The organism is Mycolicibacterium sp. Y3 (genome assembly GCF_051188035.1).
In the GTDB taxonomy this organism is placed as follows: domain Bacteria; phylum Actinomycetota; class Actinomycetes; order Mycobacteriales; family Mycobacteriaceae; genus Mycobacterium; species Mycobacterium fluoranthenivorans.
Window position 1 is genome coordinate 2,395,430 of the sequence record NZ_JAVQLT010000001.1, and the last position, 21,707, is coordinate 2,417,136.

The following is a 21,707-nucleotide window of genomic DNA, read 5'->3' on the forward strand; positions in this document are numbered from 1 at the left end:
GTATGGGCATCGTAGGGGTAGGCATCGACCTGGTATCGATTCCGGATTTCGCCGCACAGGTGGATCAGCCGGGCACTGTGTTCGCCGAGACCTTCACACCGGGTGAACGGCGCGACGCCGCGGACAAGAGTTCGTCGGCGGCGCGCCACCTCGCGGCGCGGTGGGCTGCCAAGGAAGCCGTGATCAAGGCCTGGTCGGGGTCACGGTTCTCCAAGCGGCCGATGCTGCCGGAGGGCATCCACCGCGATATCGAGGTGATCACCGATATGTGGGGACGCCCGAAGGTCCGGTTGACCGGAGCGATCGCCGAACACCTCAAGGATGTGACGATCCACCTGTCACTGACCCACGAGGCCGATACCGCCGCTGCGGTGGCGGTTCTGGAGGCCTGATCGCCGCGAGCGTGCGTGTCTGTACGCGACACGCCGCTCGCGGTCGGCGGTTTGCGCACGTTCGCCGGTGACGAGGTGCGACTAACCTCGTCTGCATGACCGATCTTGTCGAACGCGTCCGGGAGCTTCTGCCGTCGGTGCGGCGTGACCTCGAAGAGTTGGTGCGCATCGAATCGGTGTGGGCCGACCCGGCGCGGCGCGACCAGGTGCAGCGCAGTGCCGAGCTGACGGCAAAGCTGTTGTCGGAAGCCGGTTTCGGCGACGTCCGGATCGTCGCCGAGGGTGGGGCCCCTGCGGTCATCGCCCGTCATCCCGCGCCCGAAGGTGCGCCCACCGTGCTGCTGTACGCGCATCACGATGTGCAGCCGGAGGGGAATCCGGACCAGTGGGCTTCGGCGCCGTTCGAACCCACCGAGCGCGGCGGGCGGCTCTACGGCCGCGGCACTGCCGATGACAAGGCCGGGATCGCAACCCATTTGGCCGCGTTCCGGGCGCATGACGGCAAGCCCCCGGTCGGGGTGACGGTGTTCGTCGAGGGGGAAGAGGAGTCCGGCTCGCCGTCCCTGGGAGCCCTGTTGGCCGCTCACCGCGACCTGCTGGCCGCCGATGTCATCGTGATCGCTGACTCGGACAACTGGAGCACCGAGATCCCGGCGCTCACCGTGTCGCTGCGTGGCCTGGCGGACTGCGTGGTGGAGGTGGCCACCCTGGACCACGGCCTGCACTCCGGGCTGTGGGGCGGTGTCGTGCCCGACGCGCTCTCGGTGCTGGTGCGGCTGCTGGCCAGTCTGCACGATGACGAGGGCAATGTGGCCGTCGCCGGTCTACATGAGGCCAGTGCCGCCGATGTCGAGTTTCCCGACGAGCGGGTGCGGGCGGATTCCGGGCTGCTCGAGGGCGTGGGGCAGATCGGCTCCGGATCTGTGGTGCAACGACTTTGGGCCAAGCCCGCCATCACCGTCATCGGTATCGACACCACCCCGATCGAGAAGGCGTCCAACACCCTGATCCCGCGGGCGCGAGCCAAGGTGAGCCTGCGGGTGGCCCCCGGCGGTGACGCCGCGGCCCACCTGCAGGCGCTGACCCGCCATCTGCTGGCCCACGCGCCGTGGGGTGCCCAGGTCACCGTGACACCAGGCGATGTCGGCCAGCCCTACGCGATCGATGCCACCGGCCCGGTGTACGACGCCGCCCGGGCGGCTTTCCATACGGCGTGGGGCCGTGAGCCCGTGGACATGGGCATGGGCGGGTCCATCCCGTTCATCGCGGAGTTCGCCGCCGCGTTCCCCGACGCCAAGATTCTGGTGACCGGCGTGGAGGACCCGGGTACCCAGGCGCACAGCGTCAACGAGAGCCTGCACCTCGGGGTGCTGGAACGCGCGGCGACGGCCGAGGCGCTGCTGCTGGGTTCGCTGGGTCAGCGCTGACGCGTCGTTTCCGACGTTTCGGTCGTCGAATCGCCGGAGTCGTCACCAGAACGTCGGAAACGGGCTCCTAGACCGAGATGTCCCGGCGCAGTTTGGCGACGTGACCGGTGGCCTTGACGTTGTACTGGGCCACCTCGATGTTGCCCTTCTCGTCGACGACGAACGTCGACCGGATGACGCCCTGCACGGTCTTGCCGTACATCGTCTTCTCGCCGAAAGCGCCCCACGCGGTGAGCACCTTCTTGTCCGGGTCGGACAGCAGGGGGAAGGTCAGCCCTTCATGGTCGCGGAACTTGGCCAGCTTCTCCGGTTTGTCGGGGGAGATACCGACGACGTCGAGGCCCGCCTCATTGAGTTCGGCGAGGCTGTCCCGGAAGTCGCAGGCCTGCTTGGTGCAGCCCGGGGTGGACGCGGCGGGGTAGAAGTAGACGATGACCTTGCGGCCTGCGAAGTCGGACAAACTGACGGTGTTGCCGTCGGCATCGGACAGGCTGAAGGCGGGCGCTTTGTCGCCGGGAGCGAGGCGCGGGGTCTGAGGCATACCTGATTACACGTCTTTCTCGTCGACCGGTGCAGCGGAGTGGACTGCGGCTGCTCTAGGGTAGTGCGGCAAGGTTGTGAGTTGTAAGGCGCACATGGAGGGGCACAGTGGCCGACCGGGATCCCGAGACCATCAAGCGCGATATCGATCAGGCGCGCGATCAGCTCGCGTCGACGGTCGACCAGTTGGCGGTGCGGGCGAATCCGCAGCGACTCGCTGACGATGCCAAGGCGCGGGTGCTGGCGTTCGTGAAGAAGCCTGTCGTGATCGGATCGGTGGTCGGCACCGTCGTGGTGGTGCTGGTGATCCGGCGGGTCCGCCGCCGCTGAGCGGCGAGTCCAATACCGGCCGCTGAGCGGCGAGTCAGCGACGCCGGCGGGGCCGAAACCAGCCGACGATCGAGAAGCTGGGGGGATTGGCGGTCATGCCGATGCGGCTGCAGCTGATGACCGCGACGGTGCTGATGCTGGGCGTTGTGCCGCCATCGCCGGTGGCATCAGGCGTCTGCGGTGCGCTTCCGCTTCGCATCAGCTAATACCTCGTTTCGTCCCCCGTGGTTTGCCACAGCTGGCCGCAGCTGGCATGTAGCTAACTTGAGCGTAGCACGGCGCTGAGCGTTGTGGTGTTCCGCTTGAAGGCTTCTTACCTGCTAATTCAAGTCCCGCGGCGGGGCATATAGCTTACTTGCCCGCAGATTCAGCACATTTTCGGTGGATGCTGGGATGTCGCGCCCCTGATATTGACGTCGGCGTCGACTGCAACCCTAACATCGCCGAGATTGCCGGCGCGTCCGTTTCGCTGAAACTGTCCGTCTCAGCAATGTGTCCCGCATAGTGACGGCGCTGTCGTTGAGCAAGACGTCAGCAATTGTCCGGCGGATGAGGGTAGGGGCTCGGCCGCTAGGTGAGGCCCGTCCCGGCGTGATAGCCGTAGTCGCCGACGCCAGTGAGCACGGCGACCATAACCTCGTCGGTCAGAAGATTCGTGGTCAGGGGCGGTCCCGGGGGCGGCGGGGCAGGTGGCGCCGGTGGTGGCGCGGGATTGGGACGGCCGGCCGGAACCGGGAAGGCGATATTGAGGTCTACTCCGGCGTCCAGCGGGAAAGTGCACCCCGGTCCGTAGGTGGCCTTGCTCAGAATCGTCCCGCTGTATGCGGATGCCACCATCGCGCGCATCTGTTCGAAGCTCAGGATGCACGGGTCGGCAGCGGCCGCCGGCGCCGACACGGGCAGGGCAACCGGTGGTGGGACCGGTAGGGGCGGCAGAACCGGTGGCGGCGGTGCCGCGACTACGGGTGGGGCCGGCGGGCGAGGCGGCATAACCGGCACCGGCGGTGGTGCGGCGAGGGCGACCGGGGGTGGGGCCGGTGGACGGGGCGGCGGGGCCGGGACCCGGATCGCGGGTGGAGCCGGCGGGCGAGATGGGGGAGGGGCGGGGACGGGGGCAGGCGGGGGCGTTGCGTGCCGTGGTGGTACGGAGGCGCGGGCCGCTGCCGGCGGCGGAACTGGGGCCGGCATGACGGCCGGTGCTGGTGCGGGAACGGCGATCATCGGCATCGGCGCGGCCTGCGGCGGCGGAGTGTCCACGGGTTGTGCGCGATTGGCCACCGCCATGGCGGCACCCACCAGCAGCAGGGGAACGACGCCTCGAGACCAGCGCACGCCAGGGTATGTCACAGTGCGTCCCTCCCGGTGACCTGCGTTGTGGTACCCCGAATCCCGTTGCCGGCGCGAATAATTGGAGCTAACGTCAATTTGTTCGCTGCTGCAAGAAGCATCATGGCAGACAGTGCTGCGCCACGCGGCTTTTGCGGGAATTCCGCTGCGGCGATACCGGACGGCTCTCGCTAATTTCGGTGCGAAGCGAACCCAAGCCCTATGAATACAGAAAATTCTGTACTATCGTCGGCGTGGAAACCCTGGTTCACACCGACGCATTGGCGCGGTTCGGGCATGCCTTGGCCGATGCCACCCGTACCCGAATCTTGTTGAGCCTCAATCGGGCACCGGGCTACCCCTCCGCGCTCGCCGAGCAGATCGGCGTCACCCGGCAGATCTTGTCCAACCATCTGACGTGTCTGCGTGGGTGCGGTTTGGTGGTCGCGGTGCCCGAGGGACGGCGGATGCGTTATGAATTGGCCGATCCGCGCATCGGTCACGCGCTGGACGACCTGATGGGTCTGGTGCTGGCCGTCGACCCGAACTGCACCTGCGTGGGCGCGGGCGGCCGGGGGTGCGGTTGCCGATGACCCCAGTGTTGACCGAGCGCCGACGTGCGCTGCTGGCCCGTCGTATCCGATTCCTGGTGGTGGCGACCATCTCCTACAACGTCATCGAAGCCGTCGTGGCGATCACCGAAGGCTCCCGCGTCTCGTCGACGGCCCTGATCGGGTTCGGTTTGGACTCGGTCATCGAGGTCTCCTCGGCCGCCGCGGTGGCGTGGCAGTTCTCGTCGTCGGATCCCGAGTCCCGGGAGAAGGCCGCGCTGCGCATCATCGCGCTGTCCTTCTTCGGGTTGGCCGCCTACGTGTCGGTGGATGCCATCGCAGCGCTGTCCGGGGACGGCAGGGCCCAGCACTCGACCGTCGGAATCGTGCTGGCCGCAGTGAGTCTGATGCTCATGCCGGCGCTGTCGTATGCCCAGCGCCGGGCGGGTCGCGAACTGGGATCCCGTTCGGCGGTGGCCGATTCCAAACAGACGCTGCTGTGCACCTACCTGTCGGCGGTGCTGCTCGTCGGGTTGGTGCTCAACAGCCTGTTCGGCTGGTTCTGGGCCGATCCGATCGCCGGGCTGGTGATCGCGGGCGTCGCGCTCAAGGAAGGTCGGGACGCCTGGCGCGGGGATGCGTGTTGCACGCACTGATAGGCGTTGTATCGCAGACATATTCAAGGGCCGAGATGCGGCGGTGGCGGGTCGAGGTCTTTGCCCCTGCCATGGCGATGCTGTGCGACCGCCCGGCCGAGCGTCCGCCGGCGGCAATGCACCATCACGCGGGTGCGTGTTCCCGTTGCGGCCCCGAAACGACAGAAGCCCTGCCGAAGCAGGGCGTCCGTCGATGGTGCGCCGTCAGGGTTTCGAACCCCGGACCCGCTGATTAAGAGTCAGCTGCTCTACCAACTGAGCTAACGGCGCGCGGTTGGAAGAATAACAGGCCCTATGGCGCGAGGTGAAATCCGCATGAAGGACGGGGTGCGGACGGTTCCGGGAGGGCATTCGGCGACTGCCTGAGCGCAGTCTCAGCCGGTGGGCTGCTGGGCGCCGATTCCCATAGAATGCTGTCAGGTTGCTGCGAGCACGTGGCGCTGATGAGGTGGGGCAAGAGTAATGGTGCAGATCACACCGCGCGCTGGTGCGCGCCGGGCGAAGACATGGTCCGTCGTGGTGGCGCTGGCGTCCGTCTTCGTGCTGGCGGCCTGCTCCGCCAGCCAGCCGCCGCCCGAGCCGCAGACCATCGCGGACAAGGGCACGCCGTTCAGCGACCTGCTGGTGCCCAAGCTCAACGCTTCGGTCACCGATGGCGCGGTCGGTGTCACTGTCGACGCCCCCGTCACCGTCAGCGCCGAGGATGGCGTGCTGGGCGCGGTGAGCATGGTCGACTCCGCCGGCGCGGCGGTGGCCGGGAAACTCAGCCCGGATGGCTTGATCTGGTCGACGACGGATCCGCTGGATTACAACACCCGCTACACGCTGACCGCGCGCTCGCTGGGTCTCGGTGGCGAGGCGAGCCGGCAGATGACGTTCGAAACTCATTCGCCGCAGAACCTGACCATGCCCTATCTGATGCCCAACGACGGTGACGTCGTCGGGATCGGGCAGCCGGTGGCCATCCGGTTCGACGAGACCATCACCAACCGCCTGGCGGCGCAGAAGGCCATCAAGGTCACCACGAAGCCCCATGTCGAGGGCGCCTTCTACTGGTTGAACAACCGCGAAGTGCGTTGGCGCCCAGCGGATTACTGGAAGCCGGGAACCGATGTCAAGGTCGACGTCAACACCTACGGGGTGGATCTGGGCGACGGGTTGTTCGGGCAGCAGAACGTCAGCACGCACTTCACCATCGGTGACCAGGTCATCGCCACCGCCGACGACACCACCAAGACGTTGACCGTCCGGCGCAACGGTGAAGTGGTCAAGACCATGCCGATTTCGATGGGCAAGAACAGCACGCCCACCAACAACGGCACCTACATCATCGGCGACCGGTTCTCACACCTGATCATGGATTCCTCGACCTACGGCGTTCCGGTCAACTCGCCCAACGGGTATCGCACCGAGGTGGACTACGCCACCCAGATGTCCTACAGCGGCATCTACGTGCACGCCGCCCCGTGGTCGGTCGGCAGCCAAGGACGCAGCAACGTCAGCCACGGCTGCCTCAATGTCAGCACCAGCAATGCCCAGTGGTTCTACGAGAACACCAGACGCGGTGACATCGTCGAGGTGGTCGGTACCGTCGGCTCGCCCTTGCCCGGCACCGACGGCCTCGGTGACTGGAACATTCCGTGGGATCAGTGGAAGTCGGGCAACGTCAACGACTGAGCGATTACCTCCCGGGTAGTCGACAACACGCGGATCGGCCGCGAATCTGGTGACCTACCAGTTCGATTCCGCGAAGGAGACGTCGCCATGACCGACACCGTCACTGCCTATCTGGACACCTGGAACGCCATCGATGCGGCCGCGCGCCGGACGCTGCTGGACCAGCACTGGGCGCCGGGTGCCACCTATATCGATCCGCTGGCCGAGGTGCGTGGCCACGACGGGATCTCGGCGGCGATCGACGCCGTGCACGCCCAATTCCCGGGATTCGTCTTCACTTTGGTGAGCGGGCCCGACACCCATCACCGGCACGCTCGTTTCCAGTGGGGCCTGGGCCCCAGTGGCGCCGAGCCGGTGGTGGTCGGGTTCGATGTGCTGTCCACCGACGACGACGGCCGGATCGCCGCCGTCCTCGGCTTCCTCGACAAGGTGCCCGTCGCGCCGGCTACGTAACCGAAAGTTCCAGGGCGGCAAGCGATTCGTCGATGAACTCGACCCCGAAGACGGGCATGCCGCCGACCTGGTCCCGGAACTCCTGTGACGTCCCCGTCCAGTCGTAGGTGAGCGTGACGTCGGTGCCGTCCCCGTTGGGCGACAGGTCATAGCGCCACCACCAGCCACCCTCGGCCAGCTTTCCCGCATCGTCGAGCTGGCCTGGCCGCCAGCCGATGGTGCGGTCCGGCTCGAACGCGTCGACCAGGTTGTGCATGACATAGGGCCCACCGGCCTGCTCGAAGAACATGTTGATCGCGAAGATCTGGCCGGTGCCGGTGATGATCCGCGGATCGATCGCGTCGCGCACCCAGTCACCGGGTTCGGTGTCGCGGTGTCGCGCCGGATCGCTGAGCAGCGCGAAGACCGTGCTCGGGGATACCGGGATGGTGCGGGTGACGACGTAGCGCTGGTCGGTCATTGCGGGTCCTCTCCGTAGATGCGGGCGATTTCCGGGCTGTCCAGCCAGCCCGAGTACGTGGGCCGAGACGGCCAGCCGTCCGGCGAGTCGAGCCACTCCTCCTGGCGGCCGAACGGCAGCAGGTCGATCAGCGCGAAGCTGTGGCTGAGCTGCTCGGTGCCGCGACCGTTGGTGTGCCAGGTGCGGTAGACGGTGTCGCCGTCGCGCAGGAAGACGTTCACCCCGAAGCCTTCCCCGGGCCCCGCGTCGACATCCGCGCCGAAGGTGGACTCCGAGGAGGAGTACCAGGTCATCTTGTTGCCGACCCGCTTCTTGTAGGCGAGGGCTTCCTCGATGGGGCCGTTGGTGACGATGACGAACCGGGCGTCGTAGCTGTCCAGGAACTCCAGCCGGGTGAACTGCGAGGTGAACCCGGTGCAGCCGCCGCACTGCCACTGGGCGCCGTCGGTCCACATGTGGTGATAGGTGATCAGCTGCGAGCGGCCGTCGAACACCTCGGCCAGGCACACCGGGCCGTCCTCGCCGATCAGGACGTACTTGGGTAACTCGACCATCGGCAGTCGCCGGCGTGCGGCGGCAATGGCGTCGAGTTCGCGGGTGGCGGCCTTCTCGCGGATCCGCAACTCGTCCAGGGCGGCGCGCCAGGTCTGGGGGTCGGCGACCGGTGGTTTGGCTGAAAGCGTCATGCGGTGTTGACCCACGCGACAACCGGAACTCATCGCACAGGTACTGTCCGGTGCAACCGCGGCTGTCTTAGGGTCGCCTAACCGAAGGAATGAGGGTGGGGATGAGCGGTCATCGTGCCGATGCGGCCGGGTTGCGACTGTTGGTGGTGGGGGCATCGTCGGGTATCGGCCACGCCGTGGCGACCAGCGCCGCCGGCCGCGGCGCCACCGTCGCTGTGGCGGCGCGGCGTCTGGAGCTGTTGAGCAGCCTGGCCGAGGAGGTCGGTGGCTCGGCGTTCGAACTCGACATCGAGGACACGGCGGCCATCACCTCGGTCGTCGGCGCCGCAGTGCAGGCACTCGGCGGACTGGACGCGGTGGTGTTCACCAGCACCGTGGCGCCGCTGGCACATATCGAGGACACCGATGTCGCCACCTGGGTACATGCCTTCAGCGTCAACGCACTCGGGGCCAACAACGTGTTGCGCGCCGTGCGGCCGCACCTGTCCGAGGACGGGGTGGTGCTGATCGCCTCCAGTCATGACGTCGGACGCCCGCGCGCCGGCGTGGCTGCCTACAACGCCAGTAAGGCGGCGCTGGACGAGATTCTGCACTCGTGGCGCAACGAGCATCCTGACCTGTCGTTGGTGCGCGTCGGCATCTGTCCGACCGAGGGCACCGAGATCCTGCGCGGCGCCGACCGTGATCTGCTGGCCCAGCTGTTCGAGTCCTGGGTGGAGCACGGGCAGCTGCCGGCCCGGATGGCCGCGCTCGACGACGTCGCGAACACGCTGTTGTCCTTGGTGCTCACGGCGCACGAGAATCCCAGTGTGGTACCGGAATTCGTGCAGCTCTCGCCGCGGATCAAGAAGGTGCCTGCGGCGAACTGAGGTCAGCGGCTCGGTTAAGCATCACTTAGACACATAAGTGATGCCATCGTGCTGGGTTGTCCTCACCTGGTGCAGCGGTGCTCCGCAAACCAAGAACGCCGCCTACTTGCGTAGACGGCGTTCCCGGTACTCGGGTGGCTGACGGGACTCGAACCCGCGACAGCCAGGATCACAACCTGGTGCTCTACCAACTGAACTACAGCCACCATTGCCGCGTAAGCGGCGCTGTAGATACTAGCCGCTCGGGTGCTCGACAGCCGAATCGGTTTCCCGAGTGTCGGGCTTCGGAGGGCCCAGCTCGGCCGCGACCGCCGCGATTTCGCTGGTGGAGGGCCCGGGAGGGGCGACAAATGCGGTACCGCGGTAGTACTTCAGCTCGCGGATCGACTCGTGGATATCGGCCAGTGCGCGATGCGCCAGACCCTTCTCGGGCTGCCCGAAGTAGATCCGCGGGTACCAGCGGCGGCACAGTTCCTTGATGGAGCTCACGTCGATCATCCGGTAGTGCAGATACTCGTCGAGCGCGGGCATGTCCCGGGCGATGAAGCCGCGGTCGGTGGCGATCGAGTTGCCGCACAGCGGCGCGGTCTTGGCCTGCTTGACGTGGTCGCGGATGTAGTCCAGCACCAGCTTCTCCGCGGTCGGGATGTCGATCGTCGAGGCCAGCACCTCTTTGTCGAGTCCCGAGGAGGAGTGCATCTTGGCTACCACGTCGACCATGCCTGAGAGGGCGTCCTCGTCGGCGTGGATGACCACGTCGATGCCCTCGCCGAGGATGTTCAGGTCGGCATCGGTGACCAGTGCCGCTATCTCGATGAGGCGGTCGGACTTGAGGTCCAGCCCCGTCATCTCACAGTCGATCCAGACCAGTTCTTCACGCACAGCGATCCACAGTATGCGTACCGGCGCCCATCAGCTGCCCGCACCCACCCGTTTGGGGCCTGGTTCAGTAGTGTCTGCCCATGACCTCAGATTCGACCGCAACCCCCGCACAGCAGATCGCCGCAGGTTACGCCGTTGAGGGACAAGCACTCGAGCTCGGGACCGTGGTCGTCGACGGTGTCGTCGATCCGAGCGCGCTGGTGCGCATCCCGCTGGCCACGGTCAACCGGCACGGCCTGATCGCCGGTGCGACCGGAACCGGCAAGACGAAGTCGTTGCAGGTGATGGCCGAGCAGCTGTCCGCGGCCGGGGTGCCGGTGCTGATGGCCGACGTGAAGGGCGACCTGTCGGGGCTCTCGCGACCGGGGGAGGTCAGTGACAAGACCGCCCAGCGCGCCAAGGACACCGGCGACGACTGGGCGCCGACGGCGTTCCCGGTGGAGTTCCTGTCCCTGGGCACCGAGGGTATCGGGGTGCCGGTGCGTGCGACGATCACCAGCTTCGGGCCGATCTTGCTGTCGAAAGTCTTGGGGCTCAACGCAACCCAGGAATCCACCCTCGGTCTGATCTTCCACTGGGCCGACCAGAAGGGGCTGTCGCTGCTGGACCTGAAGGACCTGCGCGCCGTCATCCAATTCCTGACCAGTGACGAGGGCAAGCCCGAGCTGAAGGCGCTGGGCGCGGTGTCGCCGACCACGGCCGGCGTGATCCTGCGGGCGTTGGTCAACCTGGAGGCCGAGGGCGCGGACACGTTCTTCGGCGAGCCCGAGCTGGAGCCCAAGGACCTGATCCGGCTGGACGCCCAGGGCCGCGGCATCATCTCGCTGCTGGAACTGGGCGCGCAGGCCGCCCGCCCGGTGATGTTCTCCACCTTCCTGATGTGGGTGCTCGCCGACCTGTTCACCACGCTGCCCGAGGTCGGTGACGTCGACAAACCGAAACTGGTGTTCTTCTTCGACGAGGCGCACCTGCTGTTCACCGACGCGTCCAAGGCGTTCCTGGAGCAGGTCGAGCAGACCGTCAAACTGATCCGCTCCAAGGGCGTCGGGGTGTTCTTCTGCACGCAGTTGCCCACCGATGTGCCCAACAACGTGCTCTCCCAGCTGGGTGCCCGGGTGCAGCACGCGCTGCGTGCCTTCACCCCCGATGACCAGAAGGCGCTCACCAAGACGGTCCGGACCTATCCGAAGACCACGGTGTACGACCTGGAGGAGGCGCTGACCTCACTGGGTATCGGCGAGGCGATCGTCACCGTGCTCTCCGAACGCGGCGCGCCGACCCCGGTGGCGTGGACCCGGATGCGGGCGCCGCGGTCGCTGATGGACACCATCGGCCCCGACGCGATCAAGGCCGCGGCACTGGCCAGCCCGCTGCAGGGCACCTACGGGCAGACGATCGATCGGGAGTCGGCGTATGAGCGGCTCAACGCACGGCTGGCACCTCCACCGGCACCCGCGCCGGCACCCGCCGATCAGCTGCCCCCGCCCGTCTACACCGGCGGGGCGGAAACCGAGGGCACCTCGACCGCACGCAACGCCGCCGAGCCGGGCATGTTCGACAAGATGATGGCCAGCCCGGCCTTCAAGAGCGCGATGCGCTCGGCCGGCACCGTCATCGGCCGCGAGATCACCCGCAGCATCTTCGGGACGGGCCGCCGCAGGCGGTGATTTCGGCGCGCTGGCGCTCGCTGAGCGAACGTGAGCGCGCCGAAATCGCTCAGTCGCCGCCGAGTTTCTTGTACACCGCGCCGACGATCGGGGTGACGATCGCGCGCGGGGCGTAGCCGCTGGCCACCGACATGGCCTTGGAGGTCAGGCCGGGCACGATGCGCATCTTGTTGTGCTCCAAGCCATCAAGGGACAGCTTGGCGGTGTACTCGGTGTTGATCCACAGGAAGTCGGGAATCAACCGTTCGACGAGGGACCGTTCGGTCTCGTCGGGCAGGTCGGTGCGCACCGGCCCCGGGGCGAGCAGCGTGACATTCACCCCGGTGCCCTTGAGCTCGCCGCGCAACGATTCGCTGAAGGTGTTCGCGAACGCCTTGGTCGCCGCATAGGTGGCGTTGTTGGGGATCGGCGAGTTGCCGGCAGCCGATCCGGAGATCAGGATGCCGCCGGCCTTGCGCTCCAGCATGCCCGGCAGCACGGCAAGGCAAAGGTCGTGCACGGCAAGGGCATTGAGCTGAACCTGGGCCTTCTCACCGGCCGGATCCAGCTTGGCCACCGGGCCGAAGGTGGCGGTGCCGGCATTGGCGCACAGTACCGAGATGTTGCGGCCGGCCAGCTCCTGGCACAGCACGTCGCGCGCGGCCGGGTCGGCGAGGTCAACGGCGCGCACCTCGACGGTGACGCCGTAGCGCTGAGTCAGCCGGTCGGCGACTTCGGCCAGCACCTCGCCGCGGCGGGCGGTGATGATCAGGTGGTGGCCGCGGGCGGCCAATTCGGCGGCCAGGGCTTCACCGATGCCCTGCGAGGCGCCGGTGACGACCGCGCGGGCGTCAGGATGTGGTGCGGGTACGGGCATGCCGAAATCGTAAGGACTTATAGGGTGACGACCATGAGCAGCCCCGTCTCGGAGCCTCGCGGGGCGCGGCGATCGCACGTGTTGTCCTGGGTCTTGTACGACTGCGGCGCCACCGGCGTCAACGCGATCGTCGTGACATTCGTCTTTTCGGTCTACCTGACCAGCGCGGTCGGCAAGGACCTGCCCGGGGACACCACCCCGGCCAGCTGGCTGGGCCGGGCACTGACCATCGCCGGCATCATCGTGGCGCTGCTGGCGCCGGTGACCGGTATCTGGGTCGACGCGGCGCATCGCCGCCGCCGCGCGCTCGTGCTGCTCACTGCCGTCGTGGTGGCCCTGGTGGCGTCGATGAGCATGATCCGCGCGGACTATCACTATCTGTGGGCGGGTCTGGCACTGCTGGCCATGACGGCGGCGTGCAATGACCTGGCGACGGTGCCGTACAACGCGATGCTCAGCCAGCTGACCACACCGAAGAACGCCGGCCGCGTCTCCGGTGCGGGCCTGGCGGTCGGTTACGGCGGCAGTGTCGCGCTGCTGCTGATCGTCTACGTCGGTTTCATCGCCGGGGACGGCGGCCTGCTGGGCCTGCCCCACGACGATGGCCAGAACGTCAGGGCGGCGATGGTGCTGACGGCCGTGTGGTTCGCGGCGTTCGCGGTGCCGCTGCTGACCAGGGCGCCCGCGCCGCCCCCGGACGATGCACACCGGCCGGTCGGCGTGGTGACCGCCTACCGCACGCTGTGGGCGGAGGTGAAAGGGGAGTGGCACCGCGATCGCAACGTCGTCTACTACCTGATCGCCAGTGCGGTGTTCCGGGACGGGCTGACGGGGGTGTTCACCTTCGGTGCGGTGCTCGGGGTCAATGTGTACGGCATCTCGTCGGCGACGGTGCTGTTGTTCGGCGTGTGCGCCTGCCTGGTCGCCGCCGCAGGGGCTGTGGCCGGCGGTTGGCTCGATGACCGCATCGGCGCCAAACCGGTGATCGTCGGGGCACTGAGCCTCATGATCGTCGTCGCGGTGACGCTTTTGACGCTCTCGGGCCCGCTGGCGTTCTGGGTGTGCGGGCTCCTGCTGTGCCTGTTCGTCGGGCCGACGCTCTCGGCGGCGCGCACCCAGATGCTGCGGATCTCGAATGAGGGCAAGGAGGGTGTGGCGTTCGGCCTCTACACCATGACCGGCCGGGCGGCGACCTTCCTGGCGCCGGCGTTGTTCGCCCTGTTCATCGATGTGTTCGACAGCGACCGCGCGGGTATGGGCGGGCTGTGTGTGGTGCTGGTTCTCGGTCTGGTGCTGATGCTGGGCGTGCGTACCCCCGCGCACCGCCCGACGGATCTAGCCGATCGGGCTGCAGATCGTCAGCCCTGACCCGCTGCGCTGCTGCACCTGGGCGCCGTCGATGCTGATCGAGCAGCTCACCTCGCGGCCGACGTTGATGATGCTGACGCTCGCCGAACCCTTGGCGGGTTTGGCCAAATCCACCTGCTTGCTCCACGGCAGCATCACGTTGAACTCGGTCTGCAGTACGCCGCCGGTGTCGACGTAGGTGATGTTGATCGCCCGGCCCGTGCCGCTGACGTTGTAGACGACGGTCTCGGTGACACCGGGCTCGGTCCCCGAGGTGGTGGGCGCACTGGTCGACGGCAAGGGCGCCAGCGATGGCGCGGTGGTGCTGGTGGTGCTGGGCCGGCGGGTGGTCGACGGGGTGGGCGTGGCGGCCGGCTCGGACAGCGAGGGCACCGGCGCCACGACCGTGTCCTGCTGGGAGCTGTTGACGATCACCAGCGCGATGACCAGCCCGAGGACGACGATGATGGCGATCGCCGCGACGACCCACAGCCATCGCGGGGTCCGCGGTCCCTCGGGCGGCGTCGGACCGCCGGGCGGTGGGGGCGGTGCGCCGTAGTACTGGTTGGTCGCGTAGGCCGGGTCGTACGCCGGGTATGCGGGGATCGGTTCGGTGGGACGCGGGCCGTAGGGGGTCGGCCCGGCGTAAGCGGGATCGGGGTAGCCGGAGTGTCCGGGGTAGCCGGAGTAAGCGTCGCCAGGCCGGCCGTCTAGCCGGCCAGAAAAGCTCTGGGTCGGCTCATCGCCGCGTGGTGAATTGGTCATGCCCACCTCATGGCTGCAGGGTACCCGCGCGGTCTGGCGGTGCGCCGCCTCGCGGTCCCACCGCGTTGGTCACAGCAACTATCGCGACGACCCGAGCGCGGCTACCGTCATCGCCCGCAGCACCGCTCGGGAGCTATGGGTGAGGCTGGGTGTCTTGACGCTGTGCGGGGTCGAGTTGAGCAGCCCGAACACCGCCTGGGCCATCAGCCTGGCGTCGGCTTCGTCGAGGGAGCCGTCGAGCCGGCGCAGCACGTCGACCCAGATCTCCACGTACTGTCGCTGGGCCTTGCGGACCTGACGTTTGGCTTGGGCCGGCAGGTGCGACAGGTCGCGGTCCTGGATGCGGATGAGGTCGGATTCGCCGAGGGCGAAGTCGAGGTGGAAGTCGATCAACCCGTTCAGTGCGTCCTGGGGCAGCGGGTTGGCGGTGACGACGTCGGTGGCCCCGTTCAGTAGCCGGGTGCTGATCCCGACCAGGAGTTCCACCAGCAACGCCTCCTTGTTCGGGAAGTGCCGGTAGATGGCGGGACCGCTGACCCCGGCCGCCGCGCCGATGTCCTCCAGGCGCACCGCGAGGTAGCCGTGCTCGGCGATCAGTCGTTCCGCGGCGGCGATCAATTGATCACGGCGGTCGGACTTGGCTCTGCTGCGCGGGGTCTCGCTGGTCATGCGCACCTCGATCCGACGGTAGACATTTGGGTTAATCGTGATTAACATACTACGAGTTAGTCGTCATTAACTCAACTGAAATGGGTTCAGCGATGGCACATCGCGACGCGCACCTCGCCCTGGTGGGTGAGTTGCGCACAAAGCTGGCCGCGGCCGCGTTGGGCGGCTCCGAGAAGGCGCGTGAGCGGCATGTCAGCCGCGGCAAACTGCTTCCCCGGGACCGGGTCGACGGTCTGCTCGACACCGGGAGCCCCTTCCTCGACATCGCTCCGCTGGCCGCCGACGGTATGTATGACGGCGACTGCCCGGGGGCGGGGATGATCGCGGGCATCGGGCGGGTGTCGGGGCGCGAATGCATGATCGTGGCCAATGACGCCACCGTGAAGGGTGGCACCTACTACCCGATCACGGTCAAGAAACACCTTCGCGCACAAGAGATCGCCGCCCAGAACCGGCTGCCGTGCATCTATCTGGTGGATTCCGGTGGCGCTTTCCTGCCGCGTCAGGACGAGGTGTTCCCCGATCGCGAACATTTCGGCCGGATCTTCTTCAACCAGGCCACGATGAGCGCGGCGGGTATCCCGCAGATCGCCGCGGTGCTCGGCTCGTGCACCGCCGGCGGCGCCTATGTGCCGGCGATGAGCGACGAAGCCGTCATCGTGCGCAACCAGGGCACCATCTTCCTGGGCGGGCCGCCGCTGGTGAAGGCCGCCACCGGCGAGATCGTCACCGCAGAGGAACTCGGCGGTGGCGACCTGCATTCCAAGACCTCCGGTGTCACCGACCATTTGGCGCATGACGACCGCGACGCGCTGCGCATCGTGCGCCGGATCATATCCACATTCGGGCCGCGGCTGGATCCGCCGTGGCAGGTGCGCCCGGTGGTCGACGCGGTGGCCGACCAGACCGAGCTCTACGACGTCGTCCCGGTGGATTCCAAGGTGCCCTACGACGTGCACGAGGTCGTCACCCGCATCGTCGACGGCGGCGAATTCGCGGAGTTCAAGGCCGAATACGGCACCACGCTGGTCACCGGCTTCGCCCGCATCCACGGCCACCCCGTCGGGATCATCGCCAACAACGGGGTGCTCTTCGGCGAATCCGCGGTCAAGGGTGCGCATTTCATCGAACTCTGCGATAAGCGCAACACCCCGTTGTTGTTCCTGCAGAACATCGCGGGCTTCATGGTGGGCCGCGACTACGAGGCCGGCGGTATCGCCAAACACGGCGCCAAGATGGTGACCGCCGTGGCCTGTGCGCGGGTGCCGAAGCTGACCGTGGTGATCGGCGGCTCCTACGGTGCGGGCAACTACTCCATGTGCGGGCGGGCGTATTCGCCGCGCTTCCTGTGGATGTGGCCCAATGCCCGGATCTCGGTGATGGGCGGCGAGCAGGCCGCGTCGGTGCTGGCCACCGTGCGTGGGGACATGACCCCCGAGCAGGAGGAGGCGTTCAAGGCGCCGATCCGTGACCAGTACGAGCACCAGGGCAACCCGTACTATTCGACCGCCCGGCTCTGGGATGACGGGGTCATCGACCCGGCCGATACCAGAACCGTTGTCGGACTTGCCCTGTCAGTTGTCGCACAGGCTCCGCTGGAGCCGGTGTCCTACGGCGTGTTCAGGATGTGAGGCACATGTTCAGCACAGTCCTCGTTGCTAACCGCGGTGAGATCGCGGTCCGCGTCATCCGCACGCTGCGCGCCATGGGGATCCGCTCGGTCGCGGTCTACAGCGACCCCGACGCCGGCGCCCGCCACGTCGCCGAGGCCGATGTCGCCTTGCGCATCGGCCCGGCCGCCGCCCGGCAGAGCTACCTCGACATCGACGCCATCGTCGGCGCCGCCGTCCGCACCGGCGCCCAGGCGGTGCACCCCGGGTACGGATTCCTCGCCGAGAACGCCGATTTCGCCGCGGCCCTGCACGCGGCGGGCGTCGTGTTCATCGGGCCGCCGGTCGGGGCGATCGGTACCATGGGTGACAAGATCGCGGCCAAGGCGGCGGTCTCGGCGTTCGGGGTGCCGGTGGTTCCGGGCATCTCGCGGCCCGGTCTCACCGATGACGACCTGATCTCCGGCGCCCCCGACGTGGGATTCCCCGTCCTGGTCAAGCCGTCCGCCGGTGGCGGCGGCAAGGGTATGCGGGTGGTGCACTCCGCAGATGAACTTCCTGCCGCGTTGGTCAGTGCCCGCCGCGAAGCCGCCTCGGCCTTCGGTGACGACACGCTGTTCCTGGAGCGATTCGTGTTGCGGCCCCGCCATATCGAGGTCCAGGTGCTCGCCGACGGGCACGGCAACATCATCCATCTCGGTGAACGGGAGTGCAGTCTGCAACGGCGGCACCAGAAGGTTATCGAGGAGGCGCCTTCTCCGCTGCTGGACGCGGCCACCCGGGCCCGGATCGGCGAGGCGGCGTGCAACACCGCCCGCAGCGTCGACTACACCGGCGCAGGCACGGTCGAGTTCATCGTGTCGGCCGACCGGCCCGACGAGTTCTTCTTCATGGAGATGAACACCCGGCTGCAGGTGGAACACCCGGTCACCGAACTGGTCACCGGTGTCGACCTGGTCGAACTGCAGGTGCGGATCGCCGCGGGGGAGAAGCTGCCGTTGAGCCAGGATGAGGTCACGCTGACGGGGCACGCCATCGAGGCCCGGGTGTACTCCGAGGATCCGGCCAACGGCTTCCTGCCCACCGGCGGCACGGTGCTCGATGTGGTGGAGCCCGGTACCGGCGGGCTGGAGCGCAGCGACCGGGGGATTAGCACAGTGCGAGTCGACTCGGGGATCTACGCGGGCACCGTCGTCGGCAGCGACTACGACCCGATGCTCGCCAAGATCATCGCCCACGCAGATGATCGGGCTGGTGCGCTGCGCGGCCTGGACCAGGCGCTGGCCCGGACCGCCGTGCTGGGTGTCACCACGAATATCGACTTCCTGCGCTTCCTGCTGGCCGATGCGGATGTGGTTGCCGGACAGTTGGATACCGGCCTGTTGGACCGCCGGCTGCCGGATTACGCGCCTGCGCCCGCCGGCGACGGCGAGCTGATCGCCGTGGCTGCCTACCAGTGGTTGCGGCATTGGGCGGCCGCCGACGACAACCTCTGGTCGGTGCCGTCGGGCTGGCGCACGGGGGAGCGGGCGCCGAGTGTGTTCCGGCTGCGTGCGGGCGAGCGGGTCGATCACGTGCGGATCACCGGAACTCCCAAAAGCTGTACTGCGGTCGTCGAGGACGGTGGAACCTATTCGCTGACAGCCGGTTTGGCCGGACGTGAGCTGACCGTCACTATCGACGGGCTGCGCACCGAATACGTCGTGGCCGCCGACGGCACCCAGATCTGGCTGGCCGGGCCGGCCGGCACCGTGATGGTGGACGAGGTGCGCGAAGCGCCGGTGCGGCCCGAGGACGAACACTCCGGCGACGCCGAACTGCTCAGCCCCATGCCAGGTGCGGTGGTCGCGTTGGGTGTCCAGGACGGGGCGACGGTGGCCACCGGCGCCGTCGTGGTGACCGTCGAGGCCATGAAGATGGAACACGCGTTGTCCGCACCGGTGGACGGTGTCGTCGAACTTCTCGTCGCCGTCGGCGACCAGGTCAAGGTGGGCCAGCCACTGGCCCGAATCATCGCTGCAATCAAGGAGACCGAGCAATGACGGATTTTCTGTCCACCGGGGGCCTGCCGGACGAGTACGCGCAACTGGCCAAGACCGTCCGCGACTTCGCCCAGAGTGTCGTCGCCCCGGTGGCCGCCAAACACGACGAGGAGCACTCGTTCCCGTACGAGGTGGTGGCCGGGATGGCGGAGATGGGCCTGTTCGGGCTGCCGTTCCCCGAGGAGTACGGCGGCATGGGCGGCGACTACTTCGCGCTGTGCCTGGCGTTGGAGGAACTCGGCAAGGTCGACCAGAGCGTGGCGATCACTCTGGAGGCCGGCGTGTCCCTCGGTGCGATGCCGGTCTACCGCTTCGGCAACGAAGCCCAGAAGCAGGAATGGCTGCCGCTGCTGGCCAGCGGTAAGGCGCTGGGCGCGTTCGGGTTGACCGAAGCCGGTGGCGGCAGTGACGCCGGCGCCACCAAGACCACCGCGAAGCTCGACGGCGGCGACTGGGTGATCAACGGCTCCAAGCAGTTCATCACCAACTCGGGGACCGATATCACCAAGCTGGTGACGGTCACGGCGGTCACGGGCGAAGCCGCCGGCGGTAGGAAGGAGATCTCGTCCATCCTGGTGCCGGTGCCCACCGAGGGTTTCACCGCAGAGCCCGCCTACAACAAGGTCGGCTGGAATGCGTCGGACACCCACCCGCTCAGCTTCGACGACGTCCGGGTGCCGGCCGAGAATCTGCTCGGTGAGCGGGGCCGCGGCTACGCCAATTTCCTGCGCATCCTCGACGAGGGCCGGATCGCCATCGCCGCGCTGTCGGTCGGCGCGGCGCAGGGTTGCGTGGACGAATGCGTGAAGTACGCGCACGAGCGGGAGGCGTTCGGCGCCAAGATCGGCACCTACCAGGCCATCGCCTTCAAGATCGCCCGGATGGAGGCCCGTGCACACGTCGCCCGCACCGCCTACTACGACGCGGCCGCACTGATGCTGTCCGGCAAGCCGTTCAAGAAGGCCGCGTCGGTGGCCAAGATGGTCGCCAGCGAGGCCGCGATGGACAACTCCCGCGATGCCACCCAGATCTTCGGCGGCTACGGCTTCATGAACGAATACTCCGTCGCTCGGCACTACCGGGACTCCAAGATCCTCGAGATCGGCGAAGGGACAACCGAAGTGCAGCTCATGCTGATCGGGCGGGAGCTCGGCCTGTGACGGGAGAGACCGGCCCCAGGAAAGTCGTCGAGCAGCGCGGCCTCTGGTACGAGGAGTTCGAGACCGGCGTGCTGTACCTGCACCGGCCCGGTCGCACCATCACCGAAGCCGACAACGTCCTGTTCACCACGTTGACCATGAACACCCAGGCACTGCATCTGGATGCGGCGTTCTCGGATGCGCTGCCCCCGTTCCATCAGCGGTTGGTGAACTCGATGTTCACCCTGTCCACCCTGGTCGGGTTGTCGGTCACGCAGCTCACCCAGGGCACCATCGTCGGTAACCTCGGTTTCTCCGAGATCGCCTTCCCGAAACCGCTGTTCCACGGTGACACGCTGTATGCGGAATCCGAGGTCGTCGAGAAGCGCGAGTCCAAGAGCCGCCCGGGCGAAGGTATCGTCACGTTCGCTCACACCGGGCGCAACCAACACGGCGATGTCGTCGCCACCGCTTCGCGTAAGACCATGGTCCGCAAGAAGCCTCAGGAGGCCTAGTGCTCGACAACGTCGGACCGGCGTGGATCTTCTGCCCGGCCGATCGTCCGGAACGTTTCGCGAAGGCCGCGGCGTCCGCCGATATCGTCATCCTCGATCTGGAAGACGGCGCCGGCGACAAGCCCACGGCCCGCGAGGCGGTGGTGAACACTCCGTTGGATCCCGCGCGCACCGTCGTCCGGATCAACCCGCACGGCAGCGAGGATCAGCGGCTGGACCTGGAAGCGCTCAAGCGCACCGGCTACACCACCGTCATGCTGCCCAAATGTGAGGCCGCCGAGCAGGTGAGCGCGCTGGCGCCGCTGGACGTGGTGCTGATCATCGAGACCCCGCTCGGTGCGCTGAAGGTCACCGAGACCGCTGCCGTGTCCAACACCGTCGGCGTGATGTGGGGTGCGGAGGACCTCTTCGGGTCGTTGGGCGGGACGGCCAACCGTTTCCCGGACGGCACCTACCGCGGGGTGGCCGACCATGTCCGGTCGCAGTCACTGCTGGCGGCCAAGGCATTCGGCAAGCTGGCGCTGGATTCGGTGTACATCGACATCAAGGATCTCGACGGCTTGCGCCGGGAGACCGATGACGCGGTGGCCGTCGGCTTCGACATCAAGGTGGCGCTGCATCCGAACCAGGTACCGGTGATCCGGGACGGTTACGCCCCGTCGGCCGAGCAGGTCGGCTGGGCGCGACAGGTATTGGCCGCCGCGGCCGACCAGCGGGGCGCCTTCGCCTTCGACGGCACGATGGTCGACGCGCCGGTACTGCGGCGTGCCGAGCGGATCGTCGCGCTGGCGCCGCCGCTCTGACTATTGGCCGGGCAACCCCGAACGTTCCGACACGCTTGGAATGCG

Annotated in this window: 23 protein-coding genes and 2 tRNA genes; 15 read left to right on the forward strand and 10 right to left on the reverse strand. The window is 67.5% G+C overall.

Features of this window, described 5'->3' with window-relative positions; all coding sequences use genetic code 11:
* Positions 1-2: 2 nt before the first annotated feature.
* Both acpS and QN239_RS11705 read left to right on the forward strand, forming a co-directional pair.
* Positions 3-392: a holo-ACP synthase AcpS gene (gene acpS / locus QN239_RS11700; protein WP_090353927.1), complete on the forward strand. Its 390-nt coding sequence runs from the start codon at positions 3-5 to the stop codon at positions 390-392.
* 95 nt (positions 393-487) lie between these two features.
* Entirely contained in the window at positions 488-1,819 is a 1,332-nt protein-coding gene (locus QN239_RS11705) for a dipeptidase (protein WP_499010453.1), read from the forward strand.
* A 67-nt stretch (positions 1,820-1,886) separates the two neighbouring features.
* Here the strand turns inward: QN239_RS11705 and bcp are convergent, their stop codons facing one another.
* Positions 1,887-2,360, reverse strand: coding sequence for a thioredoxin-dependent thiol peroxidase (bcp, locus tag QN239_RS11710; RefSeq protein WP_499010455.1), 474 nt, complete (start codon positions 2,358-2,360; stop codon positions 1,887-1,889).
* A 107-nt stretch (positions 2,361-2,467) separates the two neighbouring features.
* Here bcp and QN239_RS11715 point away from each other — a divergent pair, with 107 nt between their 5' ends.
* Positions 2,468-2,689, forward strand: a complete 222-nt coding sequence (locus tag QN239_RS11715) for a DUF3618 domain-containing protein (protein WP_499010456.1) — start codon at positions 2,468-2,470, stop codon at positions 2,687-2,689.
* Between the two features lie 570 nt (positions 2,690-3,259).
* On the opposite strand, the gene QN239_RS11720 is transcribed toward QN239_RS11715, so the two are convergent.
* On the reverse strand, positions 3,260-3,586 hold the full coding sequence (locus tag QN239_RS11720; RefSeq protein ID WP_499010457.1) for a hypothetical protein: 327 nt from the start codon (positions 3,584-3,586) through the stop codon (positions 3,260-3,262).
* A gap of 683 nt (positions 3,587-4,269) precedes the next feature.
* Between QN239_RS11720 and QN239_RS11725 the strand changes: the two genes are divergently transcribed.
* Positions 4,270-4,608 (forward strand): ArsR/SmtB family transcription factor, encoded by a 339-nt coding sequence (locus tag QN239_RS11725; RefSeq protein WP_499010458.1) that lies wholly within the window; start codon positions 4,270-4,272, stop codon positions 4,606-4,608.
* On the forward strand, positions 4,605-5,222 hold the full coding sequence (locus QN239_RS11730; RefSeq protein WP_499010459.1) for a cation efflux transmembrane domain-containing protein: 618 nt from the start codon (positions 4,605-4,607) through the stop codon (positions 5,220-5,222). The genes QN239_RS11725 and QN239_RS11730 overlap by 4 nt, the downstream gene beginning before the upstream one ends.
* 194 nt (positions 5,223-5,416) lie before the next feature.
* Here the strand turns inward: QN239_RS11730 and QN239_RS11735 are convergent.
* A tRNA-Lys gene (locus QN239_RS11735) sits at positions 5,417-5,492 on the reverse strand.
* A 192-nt stretch (positions 5,493-5,684) separates the two neighbouring features.
* On the opposite strand from QN239_RS11735, the gene QN239_RS11740 reads away from it, so the two are divergent.
* Together QN239_RS11740 and QN239_RS11745 are read left to right on the forward strand one after the other, a co-directional pair.
* Entirely contained in the window at positions 5,685-6,899 is a 1,215-nt protein-coding gene (locus QN239_RS11740) for a L,D-transpeptidase (protein ID WP_499010461.1), read from the forward strand.
* Positions 6,900-6,986: 87 nt separating this feature from the next.
* Positions 6,987-7,352, forward strand: coding sequence for a nuclear transport factor 2 family protein (locus QN239_RS11745; RefSeq protein WP_499010463.1), 366 nt, complete (start codon positions 6,987-6,989; stop codon positions 7,350-7,352).
* Here the strand turns inward: QN239_RS11745 and QN239_RS11750 are convergent.
* Both QN239_RS11750 and QN239_RS11755 read right to left on the reverse strand, forming a co-directional pair.
* On the reverse strand, positions 7,345-7,812 hold the full coding sequence (locus tag QN239_RS11750; RefSeq protein ID WP_499010465.1) for an SRPBCC family protein: 468 nt from the start codon (positions 7,810-7,812) through the stop codon (positions 7,345-7,347). The two genes, QN239_RS11745 and QN239_RS11750, sit on opposite strands and share 8 nt — an antisense overlap.
* Positions 7,809-8,498, reverse strand: a complete 690-nt coding sequence (locus tag QN239_RS11755; protein WP_499010466.1) for a DUF899 domain-containing protein — start codon at positions 8,496-8,498, stop codon at positions 7,809-7,811. The genes QN239_RS11750 and QN239_RS11755 overlap by 4 nt, the downstream gene beginning before the upstream one ends.
* A gap of 101 nt (positions 8,499-8,599) precedes the next feature.
* Here QN239_RS11755 and QN239_RS11760 point away from each other — a divergent pair, with 101 nt between their 5' ends.
* On the forward strand, positions 8,600-9,367 hold the full coding sequence (locus QN239_RS11760) for an SDR family oxidoreductase (RefSeq protein ID WP_499010468.1): 768 nt from the start codon (positions 8,600-8,602) through the stop codon (positions 9,365-9,367).
* A gap of 133 nt (positions 9,368-9,500) precedes the next feature.
* On the opposite strand, the gene QN239_RS11765 is transcribed toward QN239_RS11760, so the two are convergent.
* Positions 9,501-9,573: transfer RNA gene (locus tag QN239_RS11765), tRNA-His, on the reverse strand.
* A gap of 28 nt (positions 9,574-9,601) precedes the next feature.
* Positions 9,602-10,249: an oligoribonuclease gene (orn, locus tag QN239_RS11770; RefSeq protein WP_499010470.1), complete on the reverse strand. Its 648-nt coding sequence runs from the start codon at positions 10,247-10,249 to the stop codon at positions 9,602-9,604.
* Between the two features lie 80 nt (positions 10,250-10,329).
* Between orn and QN239_RS11775 the strand changes: the two genes are divergently transcribed.
* A complete protein-coding gene (locus QN239_RS11775) occupies positions 10,330-11,916 on the forward strand; it encodes a helicase HerA-like domain-containing protein (RefSeq protein ID WP_499010471.1) in 1,587 nt (528 codons plus the stop codon).
* 49 nt (positions 11,917-11,965) lie between these two features.
* Here QN239_RS11775 and cmrA read toward each other — a convergent pair whose 3' ends face one another.
* Positions 11,966-12,772, reverse strand: coding sequence for a mycolate reductase (gene cmrA, locus QN239_RS11780; RefSeq protein ID WP_499010474.1), 807 nt, complete (start codon positions 12,770-12,772; stop codon positions 11,966-11,968).
* A 33-nt stretch (positions 12,773-12,805) separates the two neighbouring features.
* On the opposite strand from cmrA, the gene QN239_RS11785 reads away from it, so the two are divergent.
* The gene (locus QN239_RS11785; RefSeq protein WP_499010476.1) at positions 12,806-14,140 is read left to right on the forward strand and encodes an MFS transporter; all 1,335 of its coding nucleotides are present in this window, start codon (positions 12,806-12,808) and stop codon (positions 14,138-14,140) included.
* Here QN239_RS11785 and QN239_RS11790 read toward each other — a convergent pair.
* The gene (locus tag QN239_RS11790; protein WP_499010477.1) at positions 14,108-14,884 is read right to left on the reverse strand and encodes an MmpS family transport accessory protein; all 777 of its coding nucleotides are present in this window, start codon (positions 14,882-14,884) and stop codon (positions 14,108-14,110) included. The two genes, QN239_RS11785 and QN239_RS11790, sit on opposite strands and share 33 nt — an antisense overlap.
* Before the next feature lie 78 nt (positions 14,885-14,962).
* Positions 14,963-15,553, reverse strand: a complete 591-nt coding sequence (locus QN239_RS11795; protein WP_499010480.1) for an SACE_7040 family transcriptional regulator — start codon at positions 15,551-15,553, stop codon at positions 14,963-14,965.
* 92 nt (positions 15,554-15,645) lie between these two features.
* On the opposite strand from QN239_RS11795, the gene QN239_RS11800 reads away from it, so the two are divergent.
* The 5 genes from QN239_RS11800 to QN239_RS11820 are packed head-to-tail and all read left to right on the forward strand — an operon-like array spanning position 15,646 to position 21,662.
* The gene (locus QN239_RS11800; RefSeq protein ID WP_499010483.1) at positions 15,646-17,184 is read left to right on the forward strand and encodes a carboxyl transferase domain-containing protein; all 1,539 of its coding nucleotides are present in this window, start codon (positions 15,646-15,648) and stop codon (positions 17,182-17,184) included.
* A gap of 5 nt (positions 17,185-17,189) precedes the next feature.
* Entirely contained in the window at positions 17,190-19,205 is a 2,016-nt protein-coding gene (locus QN239_RS11805; protein WP_499010486.1) for an ATP-binding protein, read from the forward strand.
* Positions 19,202-20,365, forward strand: coding sequence for an acyl-CoA dehydrogenase family protein (locus QN239_RS11810; protein ID WP_499010488.1), 1,164 nt, complete (start codon positions 19,202-19,204; stop codon positions 20,363-20,365). The genes QN239_RS11805 and QN239_RS11810 overlap by 4 nt, the downstream gene beginning before the upstream one ends.
* Positions 20,362-20,859, forward strand: coding sequence for a MaoC family dehydratase (locus tag QN239_RS11815; RefSeq protein WP_499010489.1), 498 nt, complete (start codon positions 20,362-20,364; stop codon positions 20,857-20,859). Before QN239_RS11810 ends, QN239_RS11815 begins: the two co-directional genes overlap by 4 nt.
* Positions 20,859-21,662, forward strand: coding sequence for an HpcH/HpaI aldolase/citrate lyase family protein (locus tag QN239_RS11820; RefSeq protein ID WP_499010491.1), 804 nt, complete (start codon positions 20,859-20,861; stop codon positions 21,660-21,662). Before QN239_RS11815 ends, QN239_RS11820 begins: the two co-directional genes overlap by 1 nt.
* Positions 21,663-21,707 lie beyond the last annotated feature (45 nt).

Coding starts and splice junctions, on each gene's coding strand:
- QN239_RS11745 (WP_499010463.1), top strand. CDS start 6,987: ATGACCGACACCGTCACTGCCTATCTGGACACCTGGAACGCCATCGAT.
- QN239_RS11800 (WP_499010483.1), top strand. CDS start 15,646: ATGGCACATCGCGACGCGCACCTCGCCCTGGTGGGTGAGTTGCGCACA.
- QN239_RS11705 (WP_499010453.1), top strand. CDS start 488: ATGACCGATCTTGTCGAACGCGTCCGGGAGCTTCTGCCGTCGGTGCGG.
- QN239_RS11775 (WP_499010471.1), top strand. CDS start 10,330: ATGACCTCAGATTCGACCGCAACCCCCGCACAGCAGATCGCCGCAGGT.
- QN239_RS11760 (WP_499010468.1), top strand. CDS start 8,600: ATGAGCGGTCATCGTGCCGATGCGGCCGGGTTGCGACTGTTGGTGGTG.
- QN239_RS11805 (WP_499010486.1), top strand. CDS start 17,190: ATGTTCAGCACAGTCCTCGTTGCTAACCGCGGTGAGATCGCGGTCCGC.
- QN239_RS11790 (WP_499010477.1), bottom strand. CDS start 14,884: ATGACCAATTCACCACGCGGCGATGAGCCGACCCAGAGCTTTTCTGGC.
- QN239_RS11810 (WP_499010488.1), top strand. CDS start 19,202: ATGACGGATTTTCTGTCCACCGGGGGCCTGCCGGACGAGTACGCGCAA.
- QN239_RS11795 (WP_499010480.1), bottom strand. CDS start 15,553: ATGACCAGCGAGACCCCGCGCAGCAGAGCCAAGTCCGACCGCCGTGAT.
- QN239_RS11750 (WP_499010465.1), bottom strand. CDS start 7,812: ATGACCGACCAGCGCTACGTCGTCACCCGCACCATCCCGGTATCCCCG.
- cmrA (WP_499010474.1), bottom strand. CDS start 12,772: ATGCCCGTACCCGCACCACATCCTGACGCCCGCGCGGTCGTCACCGGC.
- QN239_RS11755 (WP_499010466.1), bottom strand. CDS start 8,498: ATGACGCTTTCAGCCAAACCACCGGTCGCCGACCCCCAGACCTGGCGC.
- QN239_RS11730 (WP_499010459.1), top strand. CDS start 4,605: ATGACCCCAGTGTTGACCGAGCGCCGACGTGCGCTGCTGGCCCGTCGT.
- QN239_RS11740 (WP_499010461.1), top strand. CDS start 5,685: ATGGTGCAGATCACACCGCGCGCTGGTGCGCGCCGGGCGAAGACATGG.
- QN239_RS11785 (WP_499010476.1), top strand. CDS start 12,806: ATGAGCAGCCCCGTCTCGGAGCCTCGCGGGGCGCGGCGATCGCACGTG.
- bcp (WP_499010455.1), bottom strand. CDS start 2,360: ATGCCTCAGACCCCGCGCCTCGCTCCCGGCGACAAAGCGCCCGCCTTC.
- acpS (WP_090353927.1), top strand. CDS start 3: ATGGGCATCGTAGGGGTAGGCATCGACCTGGTATCGATTCCGGATTTC.